24 protein-coding genes are annotated in these 25,700 nt (G+C 40.6%); 10 read left to right on the top strand and 14 right to left on the bottom strand.

Annotated elements, in window-relative coordinates:
- Window positions 1-46: 46 nt before the first annotated feature.
- Window positions 47-559, top strand: coding sequence for a phosphate-starvation-inducible PsiE family protein (locus GJB62_RS26035; RefSeq protein ID WP_114084855.1), 513 nt, complete (start codon window positions 47-49; stop codon window positions 557-559).
- Between the two features lie 163 nt (window positions 560-722).
- Window positions 723-2,459 carry a diflavin flavoprotein gene (locus tag GJB62_RS26030; RefSeq protein ID WP_114084856.1) on the top strand — a complete coding sequence of 579 codons (1,737 nt, stop codon included), beginning with the start codon at window positions 723-725 and terminating at the stop codon, window positions 2,457-2,459.
- Between the two features lie 94 nt (window positions 2,460-2,553).
- On the opposite strand, the gene GJB62_RS26025 is transcribed toward GJB62_RS26030, so the two are convergent.
- Both GJB62_RS26025 and GJB62_RS26020 read right to left on the bottom strand, forming a co-directional pair.
- Entirely contained in the window at window positions 2,554-3,678 is a 1,125-nt protein-coding gene (locus GJB62_RS26025) for a phosphatase PAP2 family protein (RefSeq protein WP_114084857.1), read from the bottom strand.
- 243 nt (window positions 3,679-3,921) lie between these two features.
- Entirely contained in the window at window positions 3,922-4,566 is a 645-nt protein-coding gene (locus GJB62_RS26020) for an HMA2 domain-containing protein (RefSeq protein ID WP_114084858.1), read from the bottom strand.
- A gap of 505 nt (window positions 4,567-5,071) precedes the next feature.
- Between GJB62_RS26020 and GJB62_RS26015 the strand changes: the two genes are divergently transcribed.
- Entirely contained in the window at window positions 5,072-7,420 is a 2,349-nt protein-coding gene (locus GJB62_RS26015) for a WD40 repeat domain-containing protein (RefSeq protein ID WP_114084859.1), read from the top strand.
- A 9-nt stretch (window positions 7,421-7,429) separates the two neighbouring features.
- Here GJB62_RS26015 and GJB62_RS26010 read toward each other — a convergent pair whose 3' ends face one another.
- From GJB62_RS26010 to GJB62_RS25990, 5 genes are all read right to left on the bottom strand, one after another.
- On the bottom strand, window positions 7,430-8,008 hold the full coding sequence (locus GJB62_RS26010; protein ID WP_114084860.1) for an HMA2 domain-containing protein: 579 nt from the start codon (window positions 8,006-8,008) through the stop codon (window positions 7,430-7,432).
- Between the two features lie 370 nt (window positions 8,009-8,378).
- The gene (locus GJB62_RS26005; protein WP_114084861.1) at window positions 8,379-8,684 is read right to left on the bottom strand and encodes a DUF5132 domain-containing protein; all 306 of its coding nucleotides are present in this window, start codon (window positions 8,682-8,684) and stop codon (window positions 8,379-8,381) included.
- 70 nt (window positions 8,685-8,754) lie between these two features.
- Entirely contained in the window at window positions 8,755-11,007 is a 2,253-nt protein-coding gene (locus GJB62_RS26000; RefSeq protein ID WP_114084862.1) for a heavy metal translocating P-type ATPase, read from the bottom strand.
- Window positions 11,008-11,144: 137 nt separating this feature from the next.
- Window positions 11,145-11,984 carry an HMA2 domain-containing protein gene (locus tag GJB62_RS25995; protein ID WP_220186668.1) on the bottom strand — a complete coding sequence of 280 codons (840 nt, stop codon included), beginning with the start codon at window positions 11,982-11,984 and terminating at the stop codon, window positions 11,145-11,147.
- 37 nt (window positions 11,985-12,021) lie between these two features.
- The gene (locus tag GJB62_RS25990) at window positions 12,022-13,110 is read right to left on the bottom strand and encodes an HMA2 domain-containing protein (RefSeq protein WP_114084863.1); all 1,089 of its coding nucleotides are present in this window, start codon (window positions 13,108-13,110) and stop codon (window positions 12,022-12,024) included.
- A 439-nt stretch (window positions 13,111-13,549) separates the two neighbouring features.
- Between GJB62_RS25990 and GJB62_RS25985 the strand changes: the two genes are divergently transcribed.
- Together GJB62_RS25985 and GJB62_RS25980 are read left to right on the top strand one after the other, a co-directional pair.
- The gene (locus tag GJB62_RS25985) at window positions 13,550-14,554 is read left to right on the top strand and encodes an ABC transporter ATP-binding protein (protein WP_114084864.1); all 1,005 of its coding nucleotides are present in this window, start codon (window positions 13,550-13,552) and stop codon (window positions 14,552-14,554) included.
- Complete coding sequence (locus GJB62_RS25980; protein ID WP_114084865.1) at window positions 14,555-15,367, top strand: ABC transporter permease; 813 nt, start codon at window positions 14,555-14,557, stop codon at window positions 15,365-15,367.
- Window positions 15,368-15,402: 35 nt separating this feature from the next.
- Here the strand turns inward: GJB62_RS25980 and GJB62_RS25975 are convergent, their stop codons facing one another.
- A complete protein-coding gene (locus tag GJB62_RS25975) occupies window positions 15,403-15,777 on the bottom strand; it encodes a four helix bundle protein (protein WP_114084866.1) in 375 nt (124 codons plus the stop codon).
- Window positions 15,778-15,880: 103 nt separating this feature from the next.
- On the opposite strand from GJB62_RS25975, the gene GJB62_RS25970 reads away from it, so the two are divergent.
- The 4 genes from GJB62_RS25970 to GJB62_RS25955 all read left to right on the top strand — a co-directional run bounded on the left by GJB62_RS25970 (window position 15,881) and on the right by GJB62_RS25955 (window position 20,106).
- A complete protein-coding gene (locus GJB62_RS25970) occupies window positions 15,881-17,542 on the top strand; it encodes a Gldg family protein (RefSeq protein ID WP_114084867.1) in 1,662 nt (553 codons plus the stop codon).
- A gap of 93 nt (window positions 17,543-17,635) precedes the next feature.
- The gene (locus tag GJB62_RS25965) at window positions 17,636-18,259 is read left to right on the top strand and encodes a DUF4340 domain-containing protein (RefSeq protein ID WP_114084868.1); all 624 of its coding nucleotides are present in this window, start codon (window positions 17,636-17,638) and stop codon (window positions 18,257-18,259) included.
- A gap of 26 nt (window positions 18,260-18,285) precedes the next feature.
- Complete coding sequence (purU, locus tag GJB62_RS25960) at window positions 18,286-19,140, top strand: formyltetrahydrofolate deformylase (RefSeq protein WP_114084869.1); 855 nt, start codon at window positions 18,286-18,288, stop codon at window positions 19,138-19,140.
- Between the two features lie 120 nt (window positions 19,141-19,260).
- The gene (locus GJB62_RS25955; protein WP_114084870.1) at window positions 19,261-20,106 is read left to right on the top strand and encodes a GNAT family N-acetyltransferase; all 846 of its coding nucleotides are present in this window, start codon (window positions 19,261-19,263) and stop codon (window positions 20,104-20,106) included.
- Between the two features lie 7 nt (window positions 20,107-20,113).
- On the opposite strand, the gene GJB62_RS25950 is transcribed toward GJB62_RS25955, so the two are convergent.
- From GJB62_RS25950 to GJB62_RS25935, 5 genes are all read right to left on the bottom strand, one after another.
- Window positions 20,114-20,329 carry a hypothetical protein gene (locus tag GJB62_RS25950; RefSeq protein ID WP_114084871.1) on the bottom strand — a complete coding sequence of 72 codons (216 nt, stop codon included), beginning with the start codon at window positions 20,327-20,329 and terminating at the stop codon, window positions 20,114-20,116.
- Window positions 20,305-20,631: a DUF3140 domain-containing protein gene (locus tag GJB62_RS25945; RefSeq protein WP_114084872.1), complete on the bottom strand. Its 327-nt coding sequence runs from the start codon at window positions 20,629-20,631 to the stop codon at window positions 20,305-20,307. Before GJB62_RS25945 ends, GJB62_RS25950 begins: the two co-directional genes overlap by 25 nt.
- 6 nt (window positions 20,632-20,637) lie before the next feature.
- Window positions 20,638-20,853 carry a DUF2945 domain-containing protein gene (locus GJB62_RS25940; protein WP_114084933.1) on the bottom strand — a complete coding sequence of 72 codons (216 nt, stop codon included), beginning with the start codon at window positions 20,851-20,853 and terminating at the stop codon, window positions 20,638-20,640.
- A gap of 68 nt (window positions 20,854-20,921) precedes the next feature.
- Window positions 20,922-21,056 carry a hypothetical protein gene (locus GJB62_RS38075; RefSeq protein ID WP_258551485.1) on the bottom strand — a complete coding sequence of 45 codons (135 nt, stop codon included), beginning with the start codon at window positions 21,054-21,056 and terminating at the stop codon, window positions 20,922-20,924.
- A gap of 54 nt (window positions 21,057-21,110) precedes the next feature.
- A complete protein-coding gene (locus GJB62_RS25935) occupies window positions 21,111-22,754 on the bottom strand; it encodes a lipoxygenase family protein (RefSeq protein WP_114084873.1) in 1,644 nt (547 codons plus the stop codon).
- A gap of 325 nt (window positions 22,755-23,079) precedes the next feature.
- Between GJB62_RS25935 and GJB62_RS25930 the strand changes: the two genes are divergently transcribed.
- A complete protein-coding gene (locus tag GJB62_RS25930; protein WP_114084874.1) occupies window positions 23,080-23,763 on the top strand; it encodes an ATP-dependent Zn protease in 684 nt (227 codons plus the stop codon).
- A gap of 28 nt (window positions 23,764-23,791) precedes the next feature.
- Here GJB62_RS25930 and GJB62_RS25925 read toward each other — a convergent pair whose 3' ends face one another.
- Window positions 23,792-24,814, bottom strand: coding sequence for a diguanylate cyclase (locus GJB62_RS25925; RefSeq protein ID WP_114084875.1), 1,023 nt, complete (start codon window positions 24,812-24,814; stop codon window positions 23,792-23,794).
- Window positions 24,815-25,700: the final 886 nt, after the last annotated feature.

The raw sequence follows: 25,700 nt of genomic DNA, 5'->3' as shown, positions 1-25,700 counted from the left end.
TCCCTATAGACGCGATGAATCGCGTCTCTACAACTCCCAAAAAATTATGTATAAATCTGCTGAAAATACTCCGATTACGATGTACGAAATCAACCGTGGACGCGTTGTGCGAACCTTGGAATTTATCCAAGATGTGATTGTGATTTGTTTGTGTATCGGTTTATTTAGCTTCATGGTGCTTCAGGTGAGAGATATGTTTCTCTCCTTACTTCCACCTCTAGATTTTCATGCTGTTACTGCCGATATTCTCTTTTTGCTCATATTAGTTGAGCTATTCCGATTGTTGATTATTTACCTACAAGAACATCGAGTATCTATTGGGGTAGCTGTTGAAGTTTCCATCGTTTCTGCTTTGCGAGAAGTCATTGTTAAAGGTGTTCTAGAAACAAGTTGGAGTCAAGTTTTAGCAACTTGTGCCTTTTTATTAGTGCTGGGAGTACTACTGTTTCTCCGAGTTTGGCTACCCCCTACCTTTGAAGGTATCGACCCAGAACAAGAAGTATCTAAACGCTATAGAAGCAGAGCCAAGTCTGAATTAATACAAAACAATGGTCATTAAAAATCGGGAGTGGAGAGTTAGGAGTTAGGAATTGGGGAGATAAGGGAGACAAGGATAATAACCAATTCCCAATTCCCCATACTTCGACTGCGCTCAGTACAAGTTCCCAATTTCCAATTCCCCATTCCCAATTCCAAATTCTCAATTATTAAAAGAGGTTATTATGTCTGTTGCAACATTAACGTCCAACCATAGCAGAGATGTCCAAGTTGCTGAAATTGGTAAAAATACTCTGATTCTGCGATCGCGGACTTGGGACAGATTAAAATTTGAGGTGGAGTATTCTCGTCAACGGGGAACTACAGCAAATTCTTATCTGATTCAAGCTGATAAAAATGCTTTAATTGACCCTCCCGGCGAATCTTTTACCGAAATTTACCTTGAGCAACTTGCACAACAACTAGACTTCATTACCCTAGATTACATTGTTCTCAGTCATGTCAACCCAAACCGCAGAGCAACCTTACAAGTATTGCTCTCTCTGGTTCCTCAAGCTACTCTAATTTGTTCTCGCCCCGCCGCCAATGCTCTAAAAACTGCCTTCCCCGAATTTGAGTCACCTATTCAAGCGATGCGATCAGGAGATACTCTAGATTTAGGACAAGGACATCTTCTATCATTTGTCACCGTACCAACTCCCCGGTGGGCCGATGGACTTTGCACTTATGATTCTGCAACGAAAATTCTCTACACAGACAAACTTTTCGGCGCTCATATTTGCGAAGATACTTTGTTTGATGAAGACTGGAAGGGATTAGATGCGGAACGTCGTTACTATTTTGAATGTCTCCATGCGCCCCAAGCAAAACAAGTCGAAGTAGCCTTAGATAAAATATCGCTTTTGGGAGCCAGATGTTATGCCCCAGCACACGGGCCAGTTGTGCGTTACAGCTTGAGTCGTTTTACTTATGATTACCGTCAATGGTGTCAAGGACAAAAATCTCAAGAATTGAGTGTCGCTTTGCTCTATGCTTCTGCTTATGGAAATACAGCAATTATGGCGAATGCGATCGCTCAAGGTTTGATTCAAAATGGAGTTAATGTAGAATCAATCAACTGTGAACTAGCTGATTCTGCCGAGATTAACCGCATTGTAGAAACTTGCGATGGCTTAATTATCGGCTCACCCACTTTAGGCGGCCATGCACCGACTCAAATTCAAACTGCTTTAGGAATAGTTCTCTCGGTGGCGGCTAAAACTAAGTTAGCTGGGGTGTTTGGTTCTTACGGCTGGAGTGGAGAGGCAATAGATTTAATCGAAAGTAAGCTCAAAGATGCAAATTATCAACTAGGGTTTGAAACAATTCGGGTGCGTTTTAGCCCTACTTCTGAAATTCTTCAGCAGTGTCAAGAAGCAGGTGCTTCCTTTGCCCAAAACTTGAAGAAAACTAAAAAACTTCGTAGTTCCCGCCAAATTGTGACAGAAACCCATGTAGATCGTACCGAACAAGCGGTGGGGCGAATCATTGGTTCTCTGTGTGTTGTGACAACTCGTGATGAAGAAACCCACAAAGGGGTTTTAACTTCTTGGGTATCGCAGGCAACTTTTAACCCACCAGGGATTATGATTGCGATCGCTAACGAGCAGAATGCAGATTTAATGCATCATCCTGGTGATAAATTTGTGCTGAATATCCTCAAAGAAGGAAGAAATGTGCGACGCTATTTTTCTCGTCATAGCACTTTAGGCGATAATCCTTTTGCAAATCTTTCCACAAAAACTGCTGATAATGGTTGTTTGATTTTGAATGAGGCATTAGCCTATTTAGAATGTACGGTGCAAAATCAGCTTGAATGTGGCGATAGATGGTTAATTTATGCCGTTATTAATCACGGTGAAGTGTTGGAAAATGATGGTATCACTGCTTTGGAGCATCGGAAATCTGGCAGCTATTATTAACAGATCCAGTTCTAGTTTTATCCCAATACGCTTGGGATAAGCCAGAAAGCCCTCATGTAGAGACGCGATTTATCGCGTCTAAAAGACTTATACGTTAGAGAGACGCGATAAATCGCCGTCCTGAGAGAATGTACTCGTCAATTATTCCTTGTTGTTCCGATTCCAAAATCAGGATACAGGCAATTAACCACACCAAACCTGCGGCATAGCCAGCTGTCACATCAGTCAGCCAATGTACTCCCAGGTAAAGCCGACTAAAACCGATCGCAGCAATCAAGAAAATAGTCAAGCCATAAATCCAAAAGCGCCATTCAGGAAACTGCTTTGCCAGAATATAGCCAGTAAAACCGTAAATTACTATTGAAACCATTGCATGGCCGCTAGGAAAACTGTGTTGGCCGACATTAATAATATGCTCCCACAGTGCTGGACGCGCTCTACCAAAAAATATTTTCATTAAACAATTTAGCAAGATTGCGCCAACTCCAGCGATACCCAAGATGGTTGCTTGCCTGCAACGATTAGAATATAACGGACTAATCGACAGCCCCAAAGAAGATATCAGCATTACTAGGGGATCGCCTAGAAAAGTGATACCAAGCATGATGCGATCGCGCAGTGGTGTATGCAGCTTCTGGATCAAGAGCAAAATGGCTTCGTCAAGATTATATGCGTACAACAGTGCAGTACCACATACAAGGGTACAAACAACCGGAATAAGTTGACTGGCTGTTTGGTTTAATTGTCGCTGCATAGATATTTGAGACAGTACGGCTGAATCAAATATGTTTCGATTATTACCCCCAACGAAACCAATGTTTTCTTTAGTGCCAAAAGAATGTAAGTTACTAGTTCCAAGTGATTTACTGGCTTTTCTCCGATAATCTAAGACAATTTCTTGGATAAGCGATGCGATGGTCGTTCGCGCAGCGTCTCGAAGAGAAGACCCGCCTTGTCCTGTCGGACACGCTTCGCGAACGGCGTTCGCATTTAAACTTTCATCTTGATGAAAAATAACAAGCACATTCCCTGTGTAACTATTAGCACGAGCTTGCGAGATTATTTTATCCTCTAATAATCTCGATTCAAGATATCTTTTGAGAGCTTCCGAATGATAAAGCCCATTTACTTTATATCTAGCTCTTCCCTTAACAGTAGTATGTATTGCTTGAACCCAATAGGTTTGATTAAGAAGTTTTTGACAGCGAGGAGTATCCATTTGTTATTAATAATAAAATGTTTGGATTGAAGGCTAAGTAAAAGAAATTTTTAGGAATTATAGTAAATCCCCGTTTTTTAGAGCTAATTACTCTTAAGCAGGAATCATTTTAATGGCCATTAAATAAGTTGATACAATAAAATAAAACTATGCAAATAAAAAAGAAATAGACTAAAGCTCTTATACTTATTGCCTATTGCCTTATCCCAACGACAATTATTTACGCTTACTTACTATTAGTAACTATATAAGATTTGCTTCGCTGGTAGATTTCAGTTTCAAAGGCTGGGAATTCGCCTCGCTATTGCCTCTTAATCGCCACCGCTTGTTAGGCAAGATAAACATGGTGGCAGATTTTAACTTCTTAATTAGGCTTCTTGAGGTAGAAAGCATCCATTCCCAAATGTCTGTTCTAAACCTTCTATATACAAGAACATTACGTGCTTGGTTAATCTTGCGCGTATTATCAATTAAGTTGATTAGAGCATCAAAGATAGCCCCTACGATTGATTTTGCCATTACCTCTTTTGGCAGAACCACATCTTGAGCAGTTTGAATCAGATTAACCAGATGCTCGCGCATTTGATTATCTGAAATTACACCTACTTTATAATTGATGACAATGGATGCAGCTTTTGGGTTAGTACGGACATTTGTAACTCTAGGATCGGATTCCATCGATAATTTAAGTTGATTAGCATACTCAGTATCTCTGGCTAACAGAGGAATACGAAAACGAATCCGTCCAGGAATTGTATGGACTATGCTATAGAATATCTTTTGGGATGACTCTGCTTTCTTAGCTACGCTTTTAGTTGCCTTTTTTGGTGGTAAACGCAGGTTCATACTAGCAGCTTTGCCAGAGTTAGACCGTTTTATCGAAGTCATCGTACTATTTTTTAATTTCAAAAAATAAAAAACGCAACCAAGCTGATAAACTTATCTATTAATGTTTTAAGAGAGTGCTTTATTGAACTGCATTAACTTTACTCTAGTTATACCTATTTTTCTGAATGAAGAAATCTATCTCAGTAGTGAATCTAGTTCTCGTTGCTATCAAGTTGATTAAGTTTCTTTAATACTGTGTTTATTTTAATTTACAGGGATTTAACCACATAGATTTATTGACATATAACGAGTTTCATGTTTTACGTTTGAGTTACTATACTCTCAAGTAGTAACATCAAGGCTATGTATGAATTTGCTGGATGACAGTATTACCCTGATTTCATGTAAGCCTTGCTTATTTATTCTATCAAAACAGAATTCAAGAGTCAGGAATCAAAATTTAGAATGAATTTTGACCTAAAAAGCGGATAGCACAGCGTCTTGTAGAGAGCGTCTTGATTATGACTTCTGAATTCTTCTTCAATTAGTTTCTAGGTATGTGTTTATGCAGCAAGGGTTAATGTTACTAATTCAACTGGTACTAGAGTTTGCGCCTGTTGTTGTAGAGCTAGTCCAAAATAGAAATAAATCTAGTTTAGGACTGAGTAAATATGAATCGATAGAGGCAATTCCTGAAATACTCAAAGTTCTAAATCCTGCAAATAAAAAAAGCGGTGATGTTGAAGCTTTTGAACAAGCAAGAATTTTTCAACAGCAATTAGTAGCCGATAATCACCAAACGCAATTAAGAATAGCCGCACAAGAGCGAGAAACAGCGCTTAAGTTACCAGAAGTCAATAAAATTTTTGATAGCTGGCCCTTAAGATTATATCCTTCACAAATTTTAGACCACACAAATTATGGACACACTCCACTTAAAATTTTTATCGCTCCTCCTCAAGTAGATTGTGACCAATTTGGCGATCGTAGAGATGAAAATATTTTTCAATTTGAGTTAATGTTAGCTGAAGGATTAAGAGATTTTCTCAACAAACATTACTCTTTACACAGTCAAGTTAGACCAACAGAGTTATTGGCAGGAGCCTGGGATAGTAAACGTTTTCACAGTGAATCAAGTATTAAAGTTCTGTTTGGAATGTTGAAAACAGAGCCAAGTTTGATTTTAGAGTCAGAAAATGATGGAGATTATTTAAATTTTAGAATTGCCTACTGGGGTTTAGGGCAAGACAATTATTATTATAAAACAATTGCTCGTTTACCTTATCGAGAAATTCTAGAAGAGTCTGCTAAAAGGCGGGCATTAGAATGGAAGAAAATTAGAGATGAGCTTGTGGCATTGGGAGACGAAAGCGAGGAAGTTAATCAGCTTGGAAAAGATAATGTGATAAATTTAGAAATTTTAGAAAAGGTAGAAAAATGGCATAAAAAAGGAATTGATATTAGTAAGTTATCTTTACAATATCAAGTCAATCGTCAGGATTATGAAAAACTTTGCCAGGTTTTGATTACCTATCACTGTTTGGTTGCAGGTTGGGTAGCAGATATTTACCACCTGGTTGATCGTGGTGTACCTCCGCTACTACCAGAGTTGCTGCCGAGTTTGCTGTCAGATGCTTTTGATTTACAATCACTAGGGGTTATCGCCTCTGGTTACAAACAAGTTTACCAAGCTCTGGAAAATGAGCGCTGTTACTGGATTCCAGAATTGGCTTTACAATTAGCCCAGAGTTTATGCCATTTAAGCGATGCCTACGGCGGTAAACTACGCGCTTGGGCAAACGAACAGCTAAATTATTCTGTGAGTACATGGTTACAACTACGCCAAATATCACCAAACGATTCTCCTAACCCGCTTCAGGTAATGCAATCAGCCGTCAGCGTTAAAGATGAGGAATATGTAAAAAAGTTAAGAGAATATTTTGTCGCGGTGGGTGATACTCAGAGTATTGCTGATGTTGATGAAATTTTAAATCGCATCGCCAACCTCAAACACCAAGTAACAGTACAACATATCTTTCTCAGACATACCCTAACTGGACATTCAGAAAAAGTGACATCTGTCGCCATTAGTCCTGATTCTCAGACTTTAGTTAGCGGTTGTGCAGATAAAACCATCAAAGTATGGAATCTTAAGACTGGTAAACTTATCCGTACTCTCACAGAAGATTTAGGCAAAATTTCCTCTGTTGCGATTAGTCCTGATGGACATTATTTTGCTGTTGGTATTTGTCAACACCCCAAAAGTAATGTCAAAGTATGGAATCTCAATTCTGACAAACTCCTACACACTCTGTTAGGACATCAAAAACCGGTTAACTGCATCGCAATCAGTCCTGACGGGCAAATTCTTGCCAGTGGTAGTAATAAAATCAAAATTTGGAATTTGCATAAAGGCGATCGCATTTCTACCCTTTGGCATTCATTCGCAGTTAATGCTGCTGCTATTAGCCCCGATGGTACAATCCTTGCTAGTGGTAGTTCTGACAACAAAATTAGGCTGTGGAACCCACACACGGGAGAGCCATTACGCACCCTCAACGGACATTCTGGTGAGGTAAAATCAGTAATCATCAGTCCTGATGGAGAAATTCTCTTTAGCGCTAGTGCAGACAAAACTATCAAAATTTGGAATTTAACTACAGGCAAAGTGTTACATACCTTGACTGGACATTTAGAAGAGGTAAGATCCTTAGCCGTTAGTCCTGATGGAGAAATTCTCTTTAGCGGTAGCGTAGACAAAACCATCAAAATTTGGCATTTGCAGACGGGAGAGTTACTGCAAACTATCACAGAACACTCAGGGGCAGTAAACTCTATTGCTATTAGCCATGATGGTCAATTTTTGGCTAGTGCTAGTTCTGATAAAACCATCAAAATTTGGCAGATAAATTAAGCTTTTTGGTTACTCGTTTGCTGATTCTTCTTGGCTAGTTCCATGCAACTTAATAAAGCTATCAAAAGCATACCATGCTAAAACATACCAAGGAATAACTTCTAACTGCAATCCTTTATTTAGTAATTGTCTCATTGAAAGACTAGCTAATCCCAAAGGGAAAAGAATTCGCAGATCAAAAGCACCATCTGTTAACTGTTTGACACGCTGGTTTAAGTCAACAAGCGCAGATGAAACTTCTGCTGCTGCCTCGGTGTTACCCTCGGTAACATCAGCAAAAATTATTCCTAAATCTTTAAGTGTTGCTAGCACATTTTCTAGACTGCCATCTTTACCATCGTCATTGATAACAATACTGCCATGATGGACATTTATCTTCACTTGATTAATGTGAGGATTTGCTAATAAAGCATTAGCGATGCTTTGCATTTTTTCTGGTTGACGATGGGAATGAGCCACTCTCAACCGCAATCTTCCGGGAGTCGAACTTACAACTTTTGTAGATATCGGTTTTGGTGATGTTTTGAAGCTGGTTTTGTTTATAATTTCCGGCATTTTATTGTAAGTGCTATAACCATTTGTCAACATACAATTGCCTTTTTGACTTGTATGAAGGTGGATTCTTTGTTGTGGGTTTGTTATTGTCAAAAATTAAGGAAAAACGAACCGCAGAGGACGCAGAGAACACAGAGGAATAAGAGGAGCGAGAGAGACGTAGGTTGGGTGAAGCGGAGCGCAACCCAACATATATCAGAATGTTGGCTTTGGCAAAGCCTCCAACGCCACTTGCTACAACGCGGGAAACCCGCGCAACGCAGTGGCTCCCCAACCTACAATTTTTTTGCTATTTTCGTAGGTGCGTTAGGTGGAATACCGTAACGCACCTTACTAATTTGATATTTTGGTAATTGGAAGTTGCCTATGGCAAAGATTTTAACTTGCTAATGGGCAGATGAAATTACGCACCATTATCGGCGACATTATCCGGATTGGTGGCACTAGCTTCAAATACGGGTGTTTCTTTTTCATCAGCGAGTTCAGCTCTGGCTTCGGCTACCATGTCTTCCCAGGTTTCTCCCATTTCTGCAATGGTTCCTTTGCTTCTTTCATAAAGACCAATTCCGCCTTTGATGACTGACTTGACGAAGGGTTTACCAACTCCAGCGACAATGGGCAGCAGAACAGGTGCTAAGAGGACTGCACCAATTCCGACTATAATACCGGGAGCGCCTGCATCTTCAACAAAATCACTAATTTTAGCCATATTCAATTTCCTCCTATTAATTGAGAAATCGGGGAAAGCTTTTTAAGATACTCTTGCCGGCATAGTTGCATCATCTTGCCGATGGTAGAGTTTTATGTTGACGACTTTTAAGAATTGGACGTAAACCGTTGACTCCGGCAACTACGGTTGAGCCATTGTTGACTACTGTTGCAGCTAAGGGGTTAAGACCAAAGAAAACGGCGATCGCTAATGCTGCTAAATTAGGAACAGCAACTAGTCCTGTGTTTTGCCGAATCAATTGCTTGGCTTGACGAGCGATCGCGATCGCTTCTAATAAACCATACAAGTCATTCTGCATCAACACTAAGTCTGCTGTCTCGCGGGCAATCTCAGAACTGTTGGCAAAGGAGACGGAAACATCGGCGTAGGCTAAAGCTGGCGAATCGTTGATCCCATCGCCTACATATGCAACTGTCTTTCCTTGTTCGTGTAGTTGGCGGACAACTGTTGCCTTTTGTTCTGGAAAAGCTTCGGCGTGAGTATGCGTTGGCAAAATACCAAGTTGAGCAGCAACAGCAGTAGCAGTTCGCTTATTATCGCCGGTTAATATGTGAATCTCTACACCTTCGACCGTCGAAAGTGCTGTGATGACTTCCCGGCTTTCGGGACGGAGAACATCACTATATTTAATAATACCTTGAAGTTGCCCGTTGCTGGCTACATAAATTGCTGAATTTGCAGATTTTTGTTGACCATTTAACGCTGCGGTATCAATGCTACTGGAGCGCAAAAAGCGATCGCTCCCAACATAAACTGTCTCTCCATCAATCAGAGCTTGCACGCCCAAACCTAGTTGATAGTCCCACTTGCTACGCGGCAAAATTTCCACTTGCTCTGCTTCGGCATAGCGAACAATTGCCTCGGCTACTGGATGAGTTAAACGTTGTTCGGCGGCGGCTGCCAATTCCAACACCCGTAATCTTGAGGTTGCTGGATTGAGACTTTCCACACTGACAACATCGACTTCTCCCTTAGTCAGTGTCCCCGTTTTATCAAAAACTATAGTATCAACTTCTGCTAGTTGTTCTAACGCCCGTCCACTACGGATGAGAATTCCCCGTCGCGCTGCATAAGTTAATGCTGCTAAAACTGTTGTCGGGACGGAGACTCTAATACCTGTAGCAAAGTCTAGAGTTAAAACGCTGGCTGTCCGTGAAGGGTTACGGGTTGCGGCAAATACTGCCCCAGCAAGTAACAAAGTTGGCACAACAGCTTTTTGAGCAAATTTCGTGGCATAATTCTCCATCCGCGTATCGTGGACAGGCGCTTCTTGCATTAACTTAATGCTCTGTCCGGCGCGGGTATCATTGCCGATCCATTCGGCAACAATATAAATTCGTCCTTCTCGTACCAGCGTTGAGGCGAAAACTGGTTGTCCTTTTTTCTTCAGTACCGGCATCGACTCGCCAGTTAGTTTCTGCTCATCTAGCAGGGCCTTACCTCGCAAAATACTACCATCAACCGGCACTTGTTCGCCAGGATAAACAATTACTGTATCGCCACGCTGCACATCTTGAATGGGAATTTGCTGCTTTTCGCCATTGCGTTCCACCCAAACAAATTGCCCTAAAGAACTAAGTAAATCTAGAGTTTGTTGAGCAGAAGAACGAGCCGTGCGATCGCGGATATTTTCGCCTACTTCAATTAAACCCAGCATCAGCGATGGTGTAAGAAATTGCCCTTGGAAGGTAGTAATCGCGATCGCCATAAAATCCAAAAAGTCAATATTCAATTTTCGCTCTACCCTAATACCTTCCCATGCTCGTTGGACAACAGGTAAAGTAGCCAGAGCGATTGGAAGTACCACTATCAAAGGTGGGATCGGTAATCCTAATGGACCTCCTAGCACTGCTAAAGCAGTGGCAACAGCAGAGAGTTGTAAACCTGGCCAAGATGGCTCTTTTTCAGTTTCTGATAAAGATGTAGAGTTTTTAAGAACAACTACTTCACTTGCAGCCTGAATCAAATCGTGAAGGTGCGATCGCATCTTCGCATCGGAAACTTTATCAGATTTATAAGTAACTGCAACTGACATCGCCGCAGGCTTGACACGAACATTCTTCACCAGCGCATCTGCTGTTAGCAATACTTCGAGACGCTTGGCATAATCTGCATCACAGCGTAAACGAGGTAGGCGAAACCGCAGTCTTCCCGGAGTTGTATGGACAATGCTGTAGGTAACGTTAGGGAACTCTCTTCGAGAATGTCCATTAGTGTCAGTTAAAGAAGCTTTTCCATTCCCTTCCAACACAGTGAATTGAGATTTTGGAGGTGATGGGAGTTGCAGTGCTACTTTTGCCATTACTTTTCTTTAATCCAAAATTGTTACACTTCGATGAAAATCAGGTTCTCTGCTGGGGTATAGAGCAAATTAGCCACCAATCCTGCGAGATTGATTAGCTATCAATTTGGTTATTTGTAATTTGCTGAATTCGTTAGCTAACTTATGGCTGTGGCGGGATCATTGGCAGATTCAATTAAATTGATTAGATGAGATATTGCTGCTAATAAAAAGCTTTGCACTCGCTTCTGAGAATCCCGCATCATTCCAGTTTTATAGGTAATAACAACTGATCTCGCAGCGCTATTAACTCGCTCACTGGTAACTGTCGAATCTGATTTGAGTAATGCCTCTAACCGTTGGACATATTTGGGATCGCAGGCAATTCGCGGCACACGAAACCGCACCCTTCCGGGAATGGCATGAGCAATGCTATAAGCTACTTTTGCAGGCTTTCTTGCTTGTTGAATTACAGAATCAGCCGAAGAAACCGAATTGCTTTTAGTCTTAGAGATTGACGCATCCGCAGAAGATAAAGAGAATGTTGCTGATTTCTGCTTCTGTGGTTGCATTGCTGGCTTTCTATCCTGCCTGTCTTCTGTTGCCACTAACGCTGAGTGTGGTTTCAATTGGTTTGCAGTTGCTAGTACCACTTTTTCATTACCAGCCAACTGAATCAAATTAGCCAAATGCGATCGCATATCAACATCTGACACTGTATCAGATTTATAGGTAATGGCAATTGACCCTACCGTAGTATTATTGACTTGCCGATCTATTACCAAAGGCTCATTAGCAAGCAAGGCAACAAGACGTTCCACATATTTTGGATCTTCGCTAATCTGAGGGATGCAAAACGCCACTTGTCCAGGAAATGCACAAATAATGCTATACACTACCCTTGAAGGCGGCGTTGTTGGGTAATTAATCTTGTCTGTGACTGTTGGCTCTGGTTTTTTGTCTAAATCTGCTACCGATTCTAAATTTAAAACAGCCATAATTCCCCTCCAGTATTCCGCAATTTGAAACTGTATATTAGGTTTCCAAGGGTAAGTTCGCCATAATGCCTAATGAGAAAAACATCGCAGGCGGTTTTAAGTTAGTCCACAGACTGGATAACTCTGAAGTTATTTCGCTTGCTGTTGTTGAGTTGATAACTTCAGGAGTCTGACTAACATTTAAACTTGTTTGATGTGACGTTGTTGCGTCTGTAATTTGATTCGTCTGACTAACTTCTTGGAGGGATTGGTTAGCCGTTGTAATTGGCTGCGTTGGTGGGTTTGTCTCCAACGCTAATTCCATCAAACTCACCCAATAGGATAATGGAATCTCACGAGACTGATAAGCGATCGCGATCGATGCTGCATCAAAATTCATCCGCACACTTGTAACTTCAGCATCGGTTTTCACTATTCTCTCAAGTCGCCGCCCATAAGCTCGATCTTGAGCGATTTTTGGCACATGGAAGCGAATACGTCCGCTAATTGCATGGATTACGCTGTAGTCAATCTTTGCAGGTGCTGCCACCTCGCTAGCTTTCTCAAGATTATTTGTTAATTTTTCTGGTTGGATAGTAGATTGACGTTCCTCTTTTGATAATTCCGATATCGCAGAACTGGTATTATTACCATCGTTTTTTTCAGATATCGGAACTTGAGAGCCAAGATAACCAATTACACCACGGGTTGCATCCGCCGCAATCATATAAACTGGAATCGATACCCAGCCATGAATTCCTAACCCTCCTGTTACCGCCAAGCCTGTTATCATCGGAATTAAGGAAACACCCTGCTCTTTCCAAAATAAAGGTGATTTCCAAGCTGCAAAGGGATCGGTCTTGCTTGGTGAATCAGATGAAGCCTGCGGCTGCTGAATCTCAATATCGGATCTTAACGCCAAAATTTGCGGTAATGACAGCTTCTCTTCATCAAAATTAATTACCAAACTGCCCGTCTGCTCATTCACAGTAACTTCCCTCACTCCCTCTAAGGAGCGTAAATCTTGGGCTATGCTGTCTAATATCGAGTTCAAACTACTGTCAGTGCTGCGGAGTCGCACGCGTCCGGTAGTGACATGAACTATTTGCAACCCACCTGGAGGCTGTAACTTCGTTGACTGTGCCATCTTAGTTGCTTTGTTCTGTAGAGATTAAATTAGGAGATACTTTAGCGACAATCAATATTTAATTTTTCACGATTACTAATATCTTTAGTCATTTAACTGATTACCCAATAGCCAAATCAAGTTAATAGGTTAACAATAGATTAAATCTAGCTTAAGCCTGGGTATAAAGTATGTGTCTTCAGAATTATTTTTAACAATAATTTTTATGAAAATGATTATCTAAAAGAGACGGACTTCCGAAAGCTCCCACTTCAGCCTTTAGGCAGGTGTGAGTTATTTAGTTTAGACATAATAGAGGTAGATTCTCGCTCCCAGAGTTGAACATAATTGCTGAGTACGCAATTATGCTAATAATTTGTGTTCAAATACAGAAACCAGGGTATTTGGGCATTTCTAAGGGAGTAAAGGCTGAAAGAATTGATATTGTGTATGAGATTTTATGATCGAAGTTGAGCATCTGAGTAAAATATACGGTTCCACTCCAGCGATAACTGATGTCACTTTTAGCGTCGAACCTGGGGAGATTTTAGGGCTTCTGGGCCCCAATGGTGCTGGTAAAACTACAACCATGCGGATTCTGGCTGGTTATTTACCGGCAACAAATGGTAATGCCCGGATTGCTGGTTATGATGTCCATGAAAATTCCCTGGCGGTACGCCAACGAATTGGTTATTTACCCGAAACACCGCCGTTATATCCAGACATGACTGTGGAGGGATTTTTGCATTTTGTTGCCCAAATTAAGGGAGTTCCAGCAGGCGATCGCGCCAAGAAGGTAACAGCCGCTATCAAACGCTGCAACTTAGAAGATAAGCGGCGGGTAATTATTCGCAAACTCTCTAAAGGATATCGCCAACGTGTAGGAATTGCTCAAGCGATCGTTCACGATCCACCAGCGATTATTCTCGATGAACCCACCGTTGGACTCGATCCCCGACAAATAATTGAGGTGCGGAATTTAATTAAAAGCCTTGCTGGGACTCATACAATTATTCTTTCCACGCACATTCTGCCAGAAGTGAGCATGACTTGTAGCCGCGTCGCTATTATTAATCGCGGCAAAGTTGTGGCAACTAATACACCAGAAAACCTGATGACTCAGTTGACAGGCGGTTCCGGGTATGAGTTGGAAATAGAAGGAGAAGCTGCCCTAGCGAAACAGGTATTGCAAAATGTTGCAGGTGTGAGTCTGATAGAATCAATTCCCACCGCCGGGGGTCATCACCCACAGACAAATCGCGCTTATCTGCGGGTGATATCGCAACCAGGAAAAGAACCAGGAAAGGATATTGTTGCAACCTTGGTGCGTGCAGGCTTTGGTTTACATGAACTGCGGCGAGTTAACGCTACCTTAGAAGATGTGTTTTTGCAACTGACCACAGAAGAAAAGAATTTCGAGACTGAGGTAGACTTAGCAGCAGACAACGAAGGAGAGGCAGCGTAAATGGGTGTAGTACTGAGTAATATTATTGCCATTTATCGCCGAGAGTTACAGAGTTATTTTGTATCACCTTTGGCTTATGCGATCGCAGGCATATTTTGGTTCATCGCCGGGTTATTTTTCGTGATGATTTTGCTAGGGCCAGATGGCATTTTGGTAGGAGTCGCCGCAATAGATGCACAAGGTCAACAACTAGGAGTGCCAACACCGCCGATAGATGTCCCCTACGAATTTGTCCGAGCATTTTTGGATCGTATGGGGTGGCTATTGTTGTTTGTGTTGCCAATACTCTCAATGGGACTCTATGCCGAAGAACGCAAACGCGGCACTTTAGAACTATTAGCCACGTCACCAATCACCAATTGGGCGGTAGCAGTAGGTAAGTTATTAGGCGTGCTGACATTTTTTATCACAATGGTTGTACCCATGCTAGTGTTTGAAGCGATCGCCATTAGTGGATCAAATCCACCAATGGCCCTTTCAATTCCCTTATTGGGTCATTTTGGATTAATCTTACTAGCAGCAGCAATATTATCTGTAGGAATGTTTATTTCTTCCTTAACAGACAGCACAATTTTGTCTGCCGTCCTCACATTTGCAGTAATTTTATTATTGTTATTGATTGATTTAATCGCCAAAATTGTCCCTGGCCCAGTGGGTGAAGCTTTAGGTTATTTATCATTGTTGAAACATTACAACACCTTAACTCAAGGGATTTTTGATACCAGCGCCTTAATTTTATTTGCTAGTTACATTTTTTTGGGCATCTTTCTCACCGCTCAATCAATTGATGCACTGCGTTTTCAAAGGCAATAGGCATTTGTCATTTGTCATTTGTCCTTGGTCATTTTTTATTTATCATCTGGGACATTGCCAATTGAGTTTAAATAGGAGTTTAATTTAGGTGCTAGTTCGTTAATGATTGTTTTGATTGAATTTATCTGTTCGGTAGTTAAAAGGTTACGAGTATAAGCCCGTCTTAACCAATGTTGAGTTTCATTCAAAGAGCCTCTCGCTATTTTGATAAAACGTCTATTATCTTGAAAACTACCTCTTCCTACACCTTCTGCTATATTGGCACCAATACTATCTGCCGAACGTACAATCTGTTTACCAATCGTATCTTTTGCAAAAAAATCCCATTTCTCAACAATTTTCCAAATGTCGTCTGCCAACTGTTCTGATAATTGATAAACCTGTAATTCTTGGAAACGCTTTGTTGCCATTCATTCAGTTGTATAGACTTATTTTTATCCACTCAATTTTCGTCGATATATTTTACAATGTCACTATTTTTAGACAAATGACAAATGACAAATGACAAATAAGATGAAGATAGTTGCAAAGAAAAAACTGTGGAAATATGTGTTTTGGTTGGGTCCATTCCTAATTGCTGTCGGCTTAACAGTTGGGTTAGTTTCTGAACAGTGGGGACTAATTCCATTAGTATTTCTGATTACGGGAATTGTAATCAGTGGGTTGGGGATAATATGGCAAAGCTATGAGACTAACTGGTGGAAACGTCGTTCTACCCAAGCTGGGACTAATGCCCTAGTAGCAACTCTAGCAGTGTTGGCAATTTTGGGATTGATTAACTTTTTAGGGACTCGCTACCACTTGCGGTCAGACTTAACAGAAAGCCAATTGTTTACCCTTGCGCCCCAGTCACGAGAATTGGTGAGTGTTTTACCACAACCAGTTAAGGTGTGGGTGTTTGATATTAACCAAAACCCTCAAGACCGAGAATTACTAGAAAATTATCAACGGCAAAGCTCAAAATTTAAATATGAGTATATCGACCCCCAAGCCAGACCAGGATTAGCAGAAAAGTTTGGCGTTAAAGATTACGGGGAAGTTTATTTAGAATCTGGAGATAAACGGCAATTAGTCCAAACAGTAAATCAAAATGAGCGGTTGTCAGAAATCAGATTAACTAGTCGCCTGCAACAACTAACAAATTCAACCACAGCCAAAGTTTACTTACTTCAAGGTCATGGCGAACGCCAACTTTCGGCTGGTAAAGATGCAATATCACAAGCAGTTCAAGGATTAGGCGATAAAAACTTCACAACATCACCACTGAATTTAGGAGAAACTTCCAAAGTTCCTCAAGATGCGTCTGTTGTGATAGTGGCTGGCCCCAAGCGAGGGCTATTTGAAGGCGAAGTCAAAGCTTTGCAAGAGTATCTTAATCGCGGCGGTAACTTACTGCTGATGATTGATCCTAATACCGATCCCAAACTTAACAGCTTGTTACAAGAGTGGGGTGTTCGTCTGGATAATCGTTTAGCAGTCGATGTCTCTGGCGAAAGTGTTGTGGGACTTGGCCCTGCTGCACCTTTAGTCACAGAATATGGGCAACATCCAATTACCAAAGATTTCGGTAACGGCAATTCTTTTTATCCCATTGCCCGACCACTGGAAATTATCTCTGTGCCTGGTGTTCAGGCTACTCCATTACTACGAACCAAACCCTATCCCAATAGCTGGGCAGAAAGCGACCTTAAAAGCGAAAAATTGGAGTTTAATGCAGATAAAGACCTGAAAGGGCCTCTAACCTTGGGCGTAGCCTTAACAAGAAAACAAGCAGCTAAATCTGCTTCAATTCCCCAACCGAAACCTTCGCCCCTACCATCACCAACCACTCAAAGAAAAGCTTCCCCCACTCCCCCTGCCTCCCCTACTCCCACTCCTTCCCCAACTCCTTCATCGCAAACAGCCACCGAGTCAAGGTTAGTAGTTTTAGGAAATTCTGATTTCGCCACCGATGGCTTGTTTCAACAGCAATTAAATGGAGATGTATTCCTCAACTCAGTTACTTGGCTGAGTCAACAGGATCAGCAACCCCTTTCCATTCGCCCCAAAGAACCAAAAAATCGTCGGATAACCCTGACAACCACACAAGGCAATCTTTTAATATTGTCATCTCTGTTGCTTTTACCTTTAATTGGGTTTGCGATCGCACTTATTATCTGGTGGAAACGACGGTAATAAGTGAGTTAGCAGTTAGCGGTTAGGAGTGACAAGTAGAGATTGGAGAAGAGTTTTTTCTATGCCCAATGACAAATGACAAATGACTAAAAAATGAAATTGCCGAGAACGACTTTAATTTTGATACTGCTAGCGCTGGGTTTAGGTGGTTTTGTTTACTTCTCTGAAATTCGGGGTACAACTGTGCGAGAAGAAAGCAATGAGAAAAAGCAGCAAATTTTCTCTTTTGCAGAAGATGATGTGCAATCTCTAACAATTAAAACAAAAAAACTCACCTTGAATCTAGAACGTAGCCCTGAATCTAGTAATCCCAAGTGGGTAATCAAATCTCCAGTATCGGGCCCAGCAAATGACGCTATTGTTTCTTATTTGATGGATTTGTTGGTCAAAGGTAAGAGCGATCGCACCTTATCAACTCCACCAAAAGAGCTTGGGCAATTTGCCTTAGATGAACCCCCAGCAACCATCAATATCACCCTAAAAAATCGGCAAAACCATCAGTTGATTTTGGGTAAAGCTAACTTTAACGGACGTTTTTTATATGCTCAAACTGACCCTGCTGCTAAACTCGATGGAAATATTAACGTGCTGTTGGTATCTACAGATTTTGCAAATGCCGTGAATCGGGAATTATCAGAGTGGAAGCAACCTGTAGATAATAGCCAGAAACTTCCTCCGCTCACCATTCCTAAACCGAGTCCGACAAACAGCAAATAATTAATTTCAAATCTGGCAATATTATGATGACAAATCCCACAGCAACATTGCTGATTTCCTGCCCAGATCAACGGGGACTAGTGGCAAAATTTGCCAATTTTATCTACTCTAACGGTGGTAATATTATCCATGCAGATCAGCATACAGACTTTGCTGCTGGCTTATTTCTCACCCGCATTGAATGGCAGTTAGAGGGGTTTAATTTACCGCGAGAATTTATTGCCCCGGCTTTTAATGCCATTGCACAACCTCTTGGCGCTAAGTGGGAAATACGTTTTTCTGATACAGTACCACACATTGCTATTTGGGTAAGTCGGCAAGACCATTGTCTATTTGATTTAATTTGGCGACAACGCGCTAAAGAATTTGTGGCTGAAATCCCTTTAATTATTAGTAATCATGCTAATTTAAAGGTAGTAGCAGAACAATTTAATATTGACTTTCAGCACGTTCCCATCACTAAAGATAATAAATCTGAACAAGAAGCCAAACAACTAGAATTGCTCCGCCAGTACAAAATAGATTTAGTTGTATTGGCAAAATATATGCAGATTGTTAGTGCAGATTTTATTAATCAATTCCCGCAAATTATTAATATTCATCACTCCTTTTTACCAGCTTTTATTGGGGCAAACCCCTATCACCGAGCTTTTGAACGTGGGGTAAAAATTATTGGGGCAACTGCTCATTATGCCACTGCTGATTTAGATGCAGGGCCAATTATTGAACAGGATGTAGTTCGAGTGAGTCACCGTGATGAAGTGGATGATTTGGTGAGAAAAGGCAAAGATTTGGAGAGAGTTGTATTAGCAAGAGCGGTGCGATCGCACTTACAAAATCGTGTATTAGTCTATGGTAATAGAACAGTAGTATTCGAGTGATTTATTTTATATCAGAACGAATGTAATTTTACAATAGATGAGTATAAAAATATTAAGAGTTATCGCTGGGTTTGCGAAAGTGAAGTTAAATAGTTAACAACCTCATAGTCATAAGATATTATGATCCCTGACGACTTCATCGTCCGCACAATGAAAAGGTCGGAAATTGATTTGGCGATTACTTGGGCAGCAAGCGAAGGTTGGAATCCAGGAAGGTATGATGCTGAATCTTTTTATCAAACTGACAAGAACGGTTTTTTATTGGGCGAGTTGAATGGTGAGCCAGTGGGGTGTATTTCTGCTGTTGCTTACGATCAACACTTTGGCTTTCTAGGTTTTTACATTGTGAAACCCCAGTTTCGTGGGCAGGGGTTGGGTATGAAAATTTGGAAGACAGCAATGGACTATCTCGGTGCTGATCGTAACATCGGCTTGGATGGTGTGGTAGCTCAACAAGATAACTACAAAAAGTCTGGTTTCCAAATCGCTTATAAGAATATTCGTTATCAAGGGGTGGGTGGCGGTGTTATGCCTGCTGGTATCATCGACCTGAAAACAGTGTCTTTTGAAGAGTTGGTGGCTTACGATTGCCAATTTTTTCCTTCTAAGCGTCCAGTGTTTCTGCGACATTGGATTGAACAGCCAGAAAGTACTGCTTTCGGGTTTCTCAAAAATGGATATCTTGTTGGTTACGGAGTTATCCGGCCTGCCCATACAGGTTTTCGGATTGGGCCACTGTTTGCTAATGACGAACAGATTGCTGAAGCATTATTTCAAGCCTTGCTTGCAGAAAATCCTCATGCTCCAGTGTTTTTTGATGTACCCGATGCAAATGTACAAGCAATTAACCTAGTTCAACGTTACCAATTGGAGCCAGTCTTTCAAACTGCTCGGATGTATACTAAAGAAATTCCTAATTTACCTATTGATCGCGTCTTTGCTGTGACAAGTTTGGAACTAGGTTAGAAACGCACTATTGTTTAATCGCCTTCCTTACAGGCTTCAGTTTTGCGATCGCAGCTACCAGTTTGCCAGGATCGGCTGGTTTAGCGATATGGAGTTGAAATCCGGCTATCAAAACCTGTTTTTGTGTCGCTTCTTCGGCGTAAACATTTAGAGCGATCGCGGGAATTTGCCCACCTAAATGACGGGCTACAAAGTACTTTACTTCAGTGGGTTGTGTCCCCAATTCTTCAAAGAATAGCACCAGTGTGTGTGTTCCAAATCACCTGATGGCTGCTGTGCAATATGACGATGGACGTAACTAATAACTTTCTTCATGTGCGAAAGGTCATCGTTGGTGTAATCATCCTTTTTCTGCAATAGCTGGATGATACGCCGTCCAGATTTATGACCGATTGACTCATCGTCGCCATCTTTTTGCCCTACAGTTTGTGACTCATCCGTATCTAGCCAAGACTCTAGTTCTTTAGGTGTCATATTGACAACTTGATGAAACTCGTCAATCACGGCTTTAACATCTTTACTCATGAAGCATTACTCCTCTACTTTCTTCAGAGCATCAGGCTTGTGAGCAGCTTTTTTTCCTGTCTTCTCACTTTCAACTAAGTATTCAGGGTTATCTTCACTTGCAGCAATATGGTGTTCTTTAATACCTGTAGGTGAAGTAAGCTTCTTTACAACTTTGCCAGTTGTCTTACCTTGTGAAGTGTTCCATTCAACCCGATCGCCTTTTTTGAATTGTTCAGCCACATTCATCCCCTATTTGATGTTTTATACCTACTAAAGTCACATTATGTCTGCGACTTGAAAAGTAGCCATCATTCTGGTGATAGAGAAAACATCCGCGTCTCTACACCAAGATTCATATATCTAATCAGCAACGCCATCTTTTTGGATTGGATTGCTGGTTTTTCAAAATAACACCGCGATCGCATATTACTAAACAAAAACATCTCCAAAAGCTGTCACACTTTTGAAGATGTCTAATCAACTGCAATGATATTCAGTTACACGCTAATACTATTAGTAACAAGCCGTGGTTTCAGATAGTTGTAATTTATTAAACGACTCTTGTTATTCAACTCAATTTCCCGCTCCGCTTCGTTCAAATCTTGCTGAAATTTAGCTAAAACATCCTGAGCCTCTGGGTCTACAAACTTATCATCATAGTACCCTAATCTGTCATAACGGTAAGCTGACAGGATAAATAAAATCGATAATTGGTCAGCAGTTTGCTTTGACGGTGGCAGAAATGATAATAGACTTTTACGGTCAGGAATAGTGCCTTCTGATGTCATTTGTTTATAAGCAGCAAGAGGCATATTGGGCATGAAAGTCATATATTCATATTGTGAGTAGTTAACAGCAGCGTGTTGCGGCCCACAGGTGAAAATAACCGCAGTAGCAATATCAACTAATTGGTCTAATGTGTCGATGCGATTGCTAATACCCTTAACTCGCCCGCCTGATTGGGAAACTAATTCCTGCGCCCAACTTTGTAATTCTAAGTCTGCTGCTAAGTCTTGGGGAGTTTTGTAGTATATTTGCAAGTATTCAGACACAAACTTTTTAATTGCATTCCACAATAGCAAGCCATCGTCTCGATAGGGATAGTGAGGTAGGTTGTTTGGGTCATCCATACCCCGATTTTTTAGTTCAGTGGGTAAGGAAAACTGATCTAAGCTCCATTCTTGATATGCGTTGACGACAATTTGCAATGACTCTTGCAGAGTTCCGGCTAGCAATTCGTCAACAGGCCCACCTCTACTAATTAGGCGCTTACGAGCCAAGTCATTATTAGCCAACATGAAACGGAAGTGGGGTTTTAGCAGTAAGCTAAGGGGATGGTTCTCGGCTAGTTGACGGGCTGTGACAATAGCAAAGGGTTCCATAACAAAGTGAGTTCGGCACAGATGACTACTCATTTCATGATGGTTAGCATCAGCAATTTGAACACAAAGTTTGGCATGAAACCAGGTTAAAGGGTCATCAAAAGGCGTAATTAGCTGGCTCTGTTTGCCATCTGTGGGGTTGATTTGGATAACAATCGGTACTAGTTGACCGCGATCGCTAAAACCAGAACTGCGCCAACAAAAGAAAGCTATAGGGGTTGGTAAATACTTCTTACCTCTTTCATAAGTACCTCCTTTAACAAACGCAAGCGCTCTATAATCAGCTACATATAAATTTCCATTCGTAAGTTTGTCAACTAAGTTAATAGAGTCACCAAACTTTTCTTGCAGTTCTAAAATGGTAAAGGCGAAGCCATCTGGCATCTTTTCAATTCGACGTAAAACAAAAGGATTTGCCCCACAAAGCCGTTGTTCACAAAAAGAGTCATCAGTTTGGTATGTTTTGATAACATTAGGTTTAGGCAAAACTGGAAAATAGTCTTCATAGTCTTGCAATTCATCTAAAGGGTCCCATAAAGAACGGGTTTTAACGGCTAACATATTTATAGGTAGTTCTGCTGTCTCTAATGTGCGTTCAGCAATATACTTAGTTGAAAAGTTTTCTATAGAAGGTACATTTTTTAGCATTGCCATAGGCGTTAAAAAGTCGTAATCAAATTCATACTCTCCTTGGTTTCTCTCTAGCAATATTTTACGTTTTGTAGGGTCAGGATCATTTTGAGGAAGGTATGGTTTCATAACTTTTTGTGCCAATTTAAGGTAAGAACAATAACAGGTAATTTTACCTCTAAAATCTGGATTTTAAATTTTCACATAAAATATTTAACAGCATTTATTTTGGTCTATCTGCAAACGGCATCTATAGGTTTTAAACCGCTTACTATGAATCAGGCTGACTTATTGCTGTTATGCAGAATATCCATATTTGTAAGATTTCTTCACTGATAGTCAAATTCTCATGGGGAAATTACGTCGTCAAGGGATTTGTAGAGACACTTGATACAGAAGGTGTGCGATCACATCATAATAAAGAAATATTAAGCAGATTCTCAGAAAACTCTCAATGAGCCAGACTACCTTAAATTTAGTTGCAATATCTATCTTTCTCATGACCCTATCGGTACTGCTGGGGCCATTCTTGAATTTATCGCCAGCAGTACCGGCACTTGCAACCTTCGCTATCTTAGGCATAGCTACGTTAGATAGTTTTAGCTTGCAAGGCAAGGGTGGTACTATTTTTTTAGATTGGATTGCTGGTTTTTCAAGTGAACACCGCGATCGCATCGTCCACCACGAAGCAGGGCATTTTTTGGTTGCTTACTTGCTGGGGATTCCCGTTACCGGCTACACACTCAGCGCTTGGGAAGCCTGGAAACAGGGGCAACCTGGGCAAGGTGGTGTTAGCTTTGATGATGGCGAATTAGCTTCTCAATTAGAAGTGGGTAAAATCAGTGCCCAAATGCTAGACCGCTACTGTACTGTTTGGATGGCTGGTATTGCTGCTGAAACCCTAGTTTTTGATAATGCTGAGGGTGGATCTGATGATAAAAGCAAACTGATTGGAGTCTTGACAGTTTTGGGCTTTTCTGAATCAGTTTATCAACAGAAACTGCGGTTTCATGCTCTCCAAGCAAAAACCCTACTACAAGAAAATTGGTCTAGTTACGAAGCTTTAGTTAATGCTATGCGACAAGGCACTTCAGTAGAAGATTGTCATACTGAGTTAGGAGTGCAGAGGAAAAATTAATGACAAATGACAAATGACAAATGACAAATTATGAAGAAACAACTTTCAAATGTGAAACATGAGATAGGTGGTTCGAGTGCATAACTCGATTACGCCCAGCATTTTTAGCCTGTAAGAGACATTGATCGGCACGATTCAATAGACTTTCTCCTTTTTCATCATCATCAGCTTGCAGACTGGCTGTGCCCAGACTAATGGTGATATTAATTGTCAGTTTATTATTGAGTGCAAATGGTTCATCGCTAACTATGCGATTAAGACGACGGGCTACTAATATTGCTTCCTCATCGGTAGTATTAGCCAGAAGAATCACAAATTCTTCGCCACCATAGCGAAATGCTGTGTCTTGACAGCGCAGATTGTGCCGCAAACGCTGACATAATATTTGCAAAATGCGATCGCCTACTAAATGCCCGTGAGTATCGTTAACTTTCTTGAAATGATCTACATCCAGAATAATCAAACTCAGGGAAGTTTTTTGAGTTCTCGCTCTTTGAATTTGTCTCGGTAAGTCCCATTCTAAAGCACGACGATTATTTAATTCTGTCAACGAATCGGCTAAGGCGATCGCTGATAACATATCATTTGTCCGAATCAAATCTCGATATTTTTGTGCTTTTCGCAAGCCAACAGTCAATTGAGCAAGTATTAATCCATGATTGGCAGTCAACTCTGCTAAATTATGGTCTGTTTTTTCATCAATAAGATGCCAAATATAAGCATCGGCTCCTTGTTTTAGAGCCGCAGCACTCATCTCTAATTCTCTGTGCCAACCCTTATTTCTATCAATAAGCTGCTGGAAACGATCCTCGAATAAAATACAATATATCCAGGATAGTTTTGTCTGCTCTTTCAACCAATTGCACAGTTCCATACTGCCATCCAAGCTAGCCTGCACAAGTATTATATCGGGGGGCGCTATTTTAATCCGCGACACTGCTTGATTCAGATTGTCTATAACTTCTACACTAAAAGCAGCCGCATAACGGATCTGATCTGGAAGTGTGGCGATAAAATTATTTTTTCCAAAGACCAGAATAGAAATATTCATTGCTTTATTTTTTATCCTATTTAAATTTTAAAGACATTAAGTTGAGTAATTTACTAGTATCGTTGCCTAATACTAAATATTATCTTTTAGGCTGAGTTAGATTTCTGGTTATATACTTTTTTTTTACGAAAAATCCACAATATTTTTCCAAATTTGATCTCCTTTCAAGAATTTATATTTACTTCTAGCATTTCTGAAATATTCACTTCTGACAACTAATGTCTTCTTTACACTATGTTTTTCAAACAGTAAAAATACTGAATAATATTGAGACGTATCAAGCCTATTCATGTGCTTTCTTAAGTGTTGTTTTGCTGATTAAATTACAAAAATGAATAGCTCTGAATAACCTCCACATTAGACAAATAAATTTCTTTTTATGGAGAAAAATTAAGAAATTATAAAGTTTTTTGATTCAACGATCAAAATTTAAATTAGATAGTTGAATTAAAAATTTTATTTCTCATGGGTGACTTCAGCCTTTTGGTTTATAACCAAGGCTTTAATCAAGTATTAAGATAAGACTGAAATTGCAAAAATAATGCGAACTAAATAGACAGCAAAGCTCCCTCCTGCTATGGACAGGAGCTTTCTGGCACTAATAAGCTCTAGAATTACAGAACGAATTTATCGGGTGAAAATCCCCAAATTAAGTGAGACGTGAAACTTGGGTTCACAATGTGTTAGCAGGATAAACAAAATGTTTCTGCCTACGCACTTTATCTGTGTTTCTTTGCTTAACTCACATCTTTTGTTTAACTGGTTGTTTAATTGATTGCAACATCATAAAATCTCGAAAAAAAAGCTAAATAAAAAGTTTGATGTCAAAACCTGCCCCTAATACGGGTAAATTAGTTAAATTTTGCCCTTAGTAAGGCAAGCAATA

Origin of the sequence: Nostoc sp. ATCC 53789 (assembly GCF_009873495.1) — a bacterium.
Classification (GTDB): domain Bacteria; phylum Cyanobacteriota; class Cyanobacteriia; order Cyanobacteriales; family Nostocaceae; genus Nostoc; species Nostoc muscorum_A.
The sequence above is the reverse complement of the archived record's forward strand: the minus strand, read 5'-3'. Positions and strand labels throughout refer to the sequence as shown.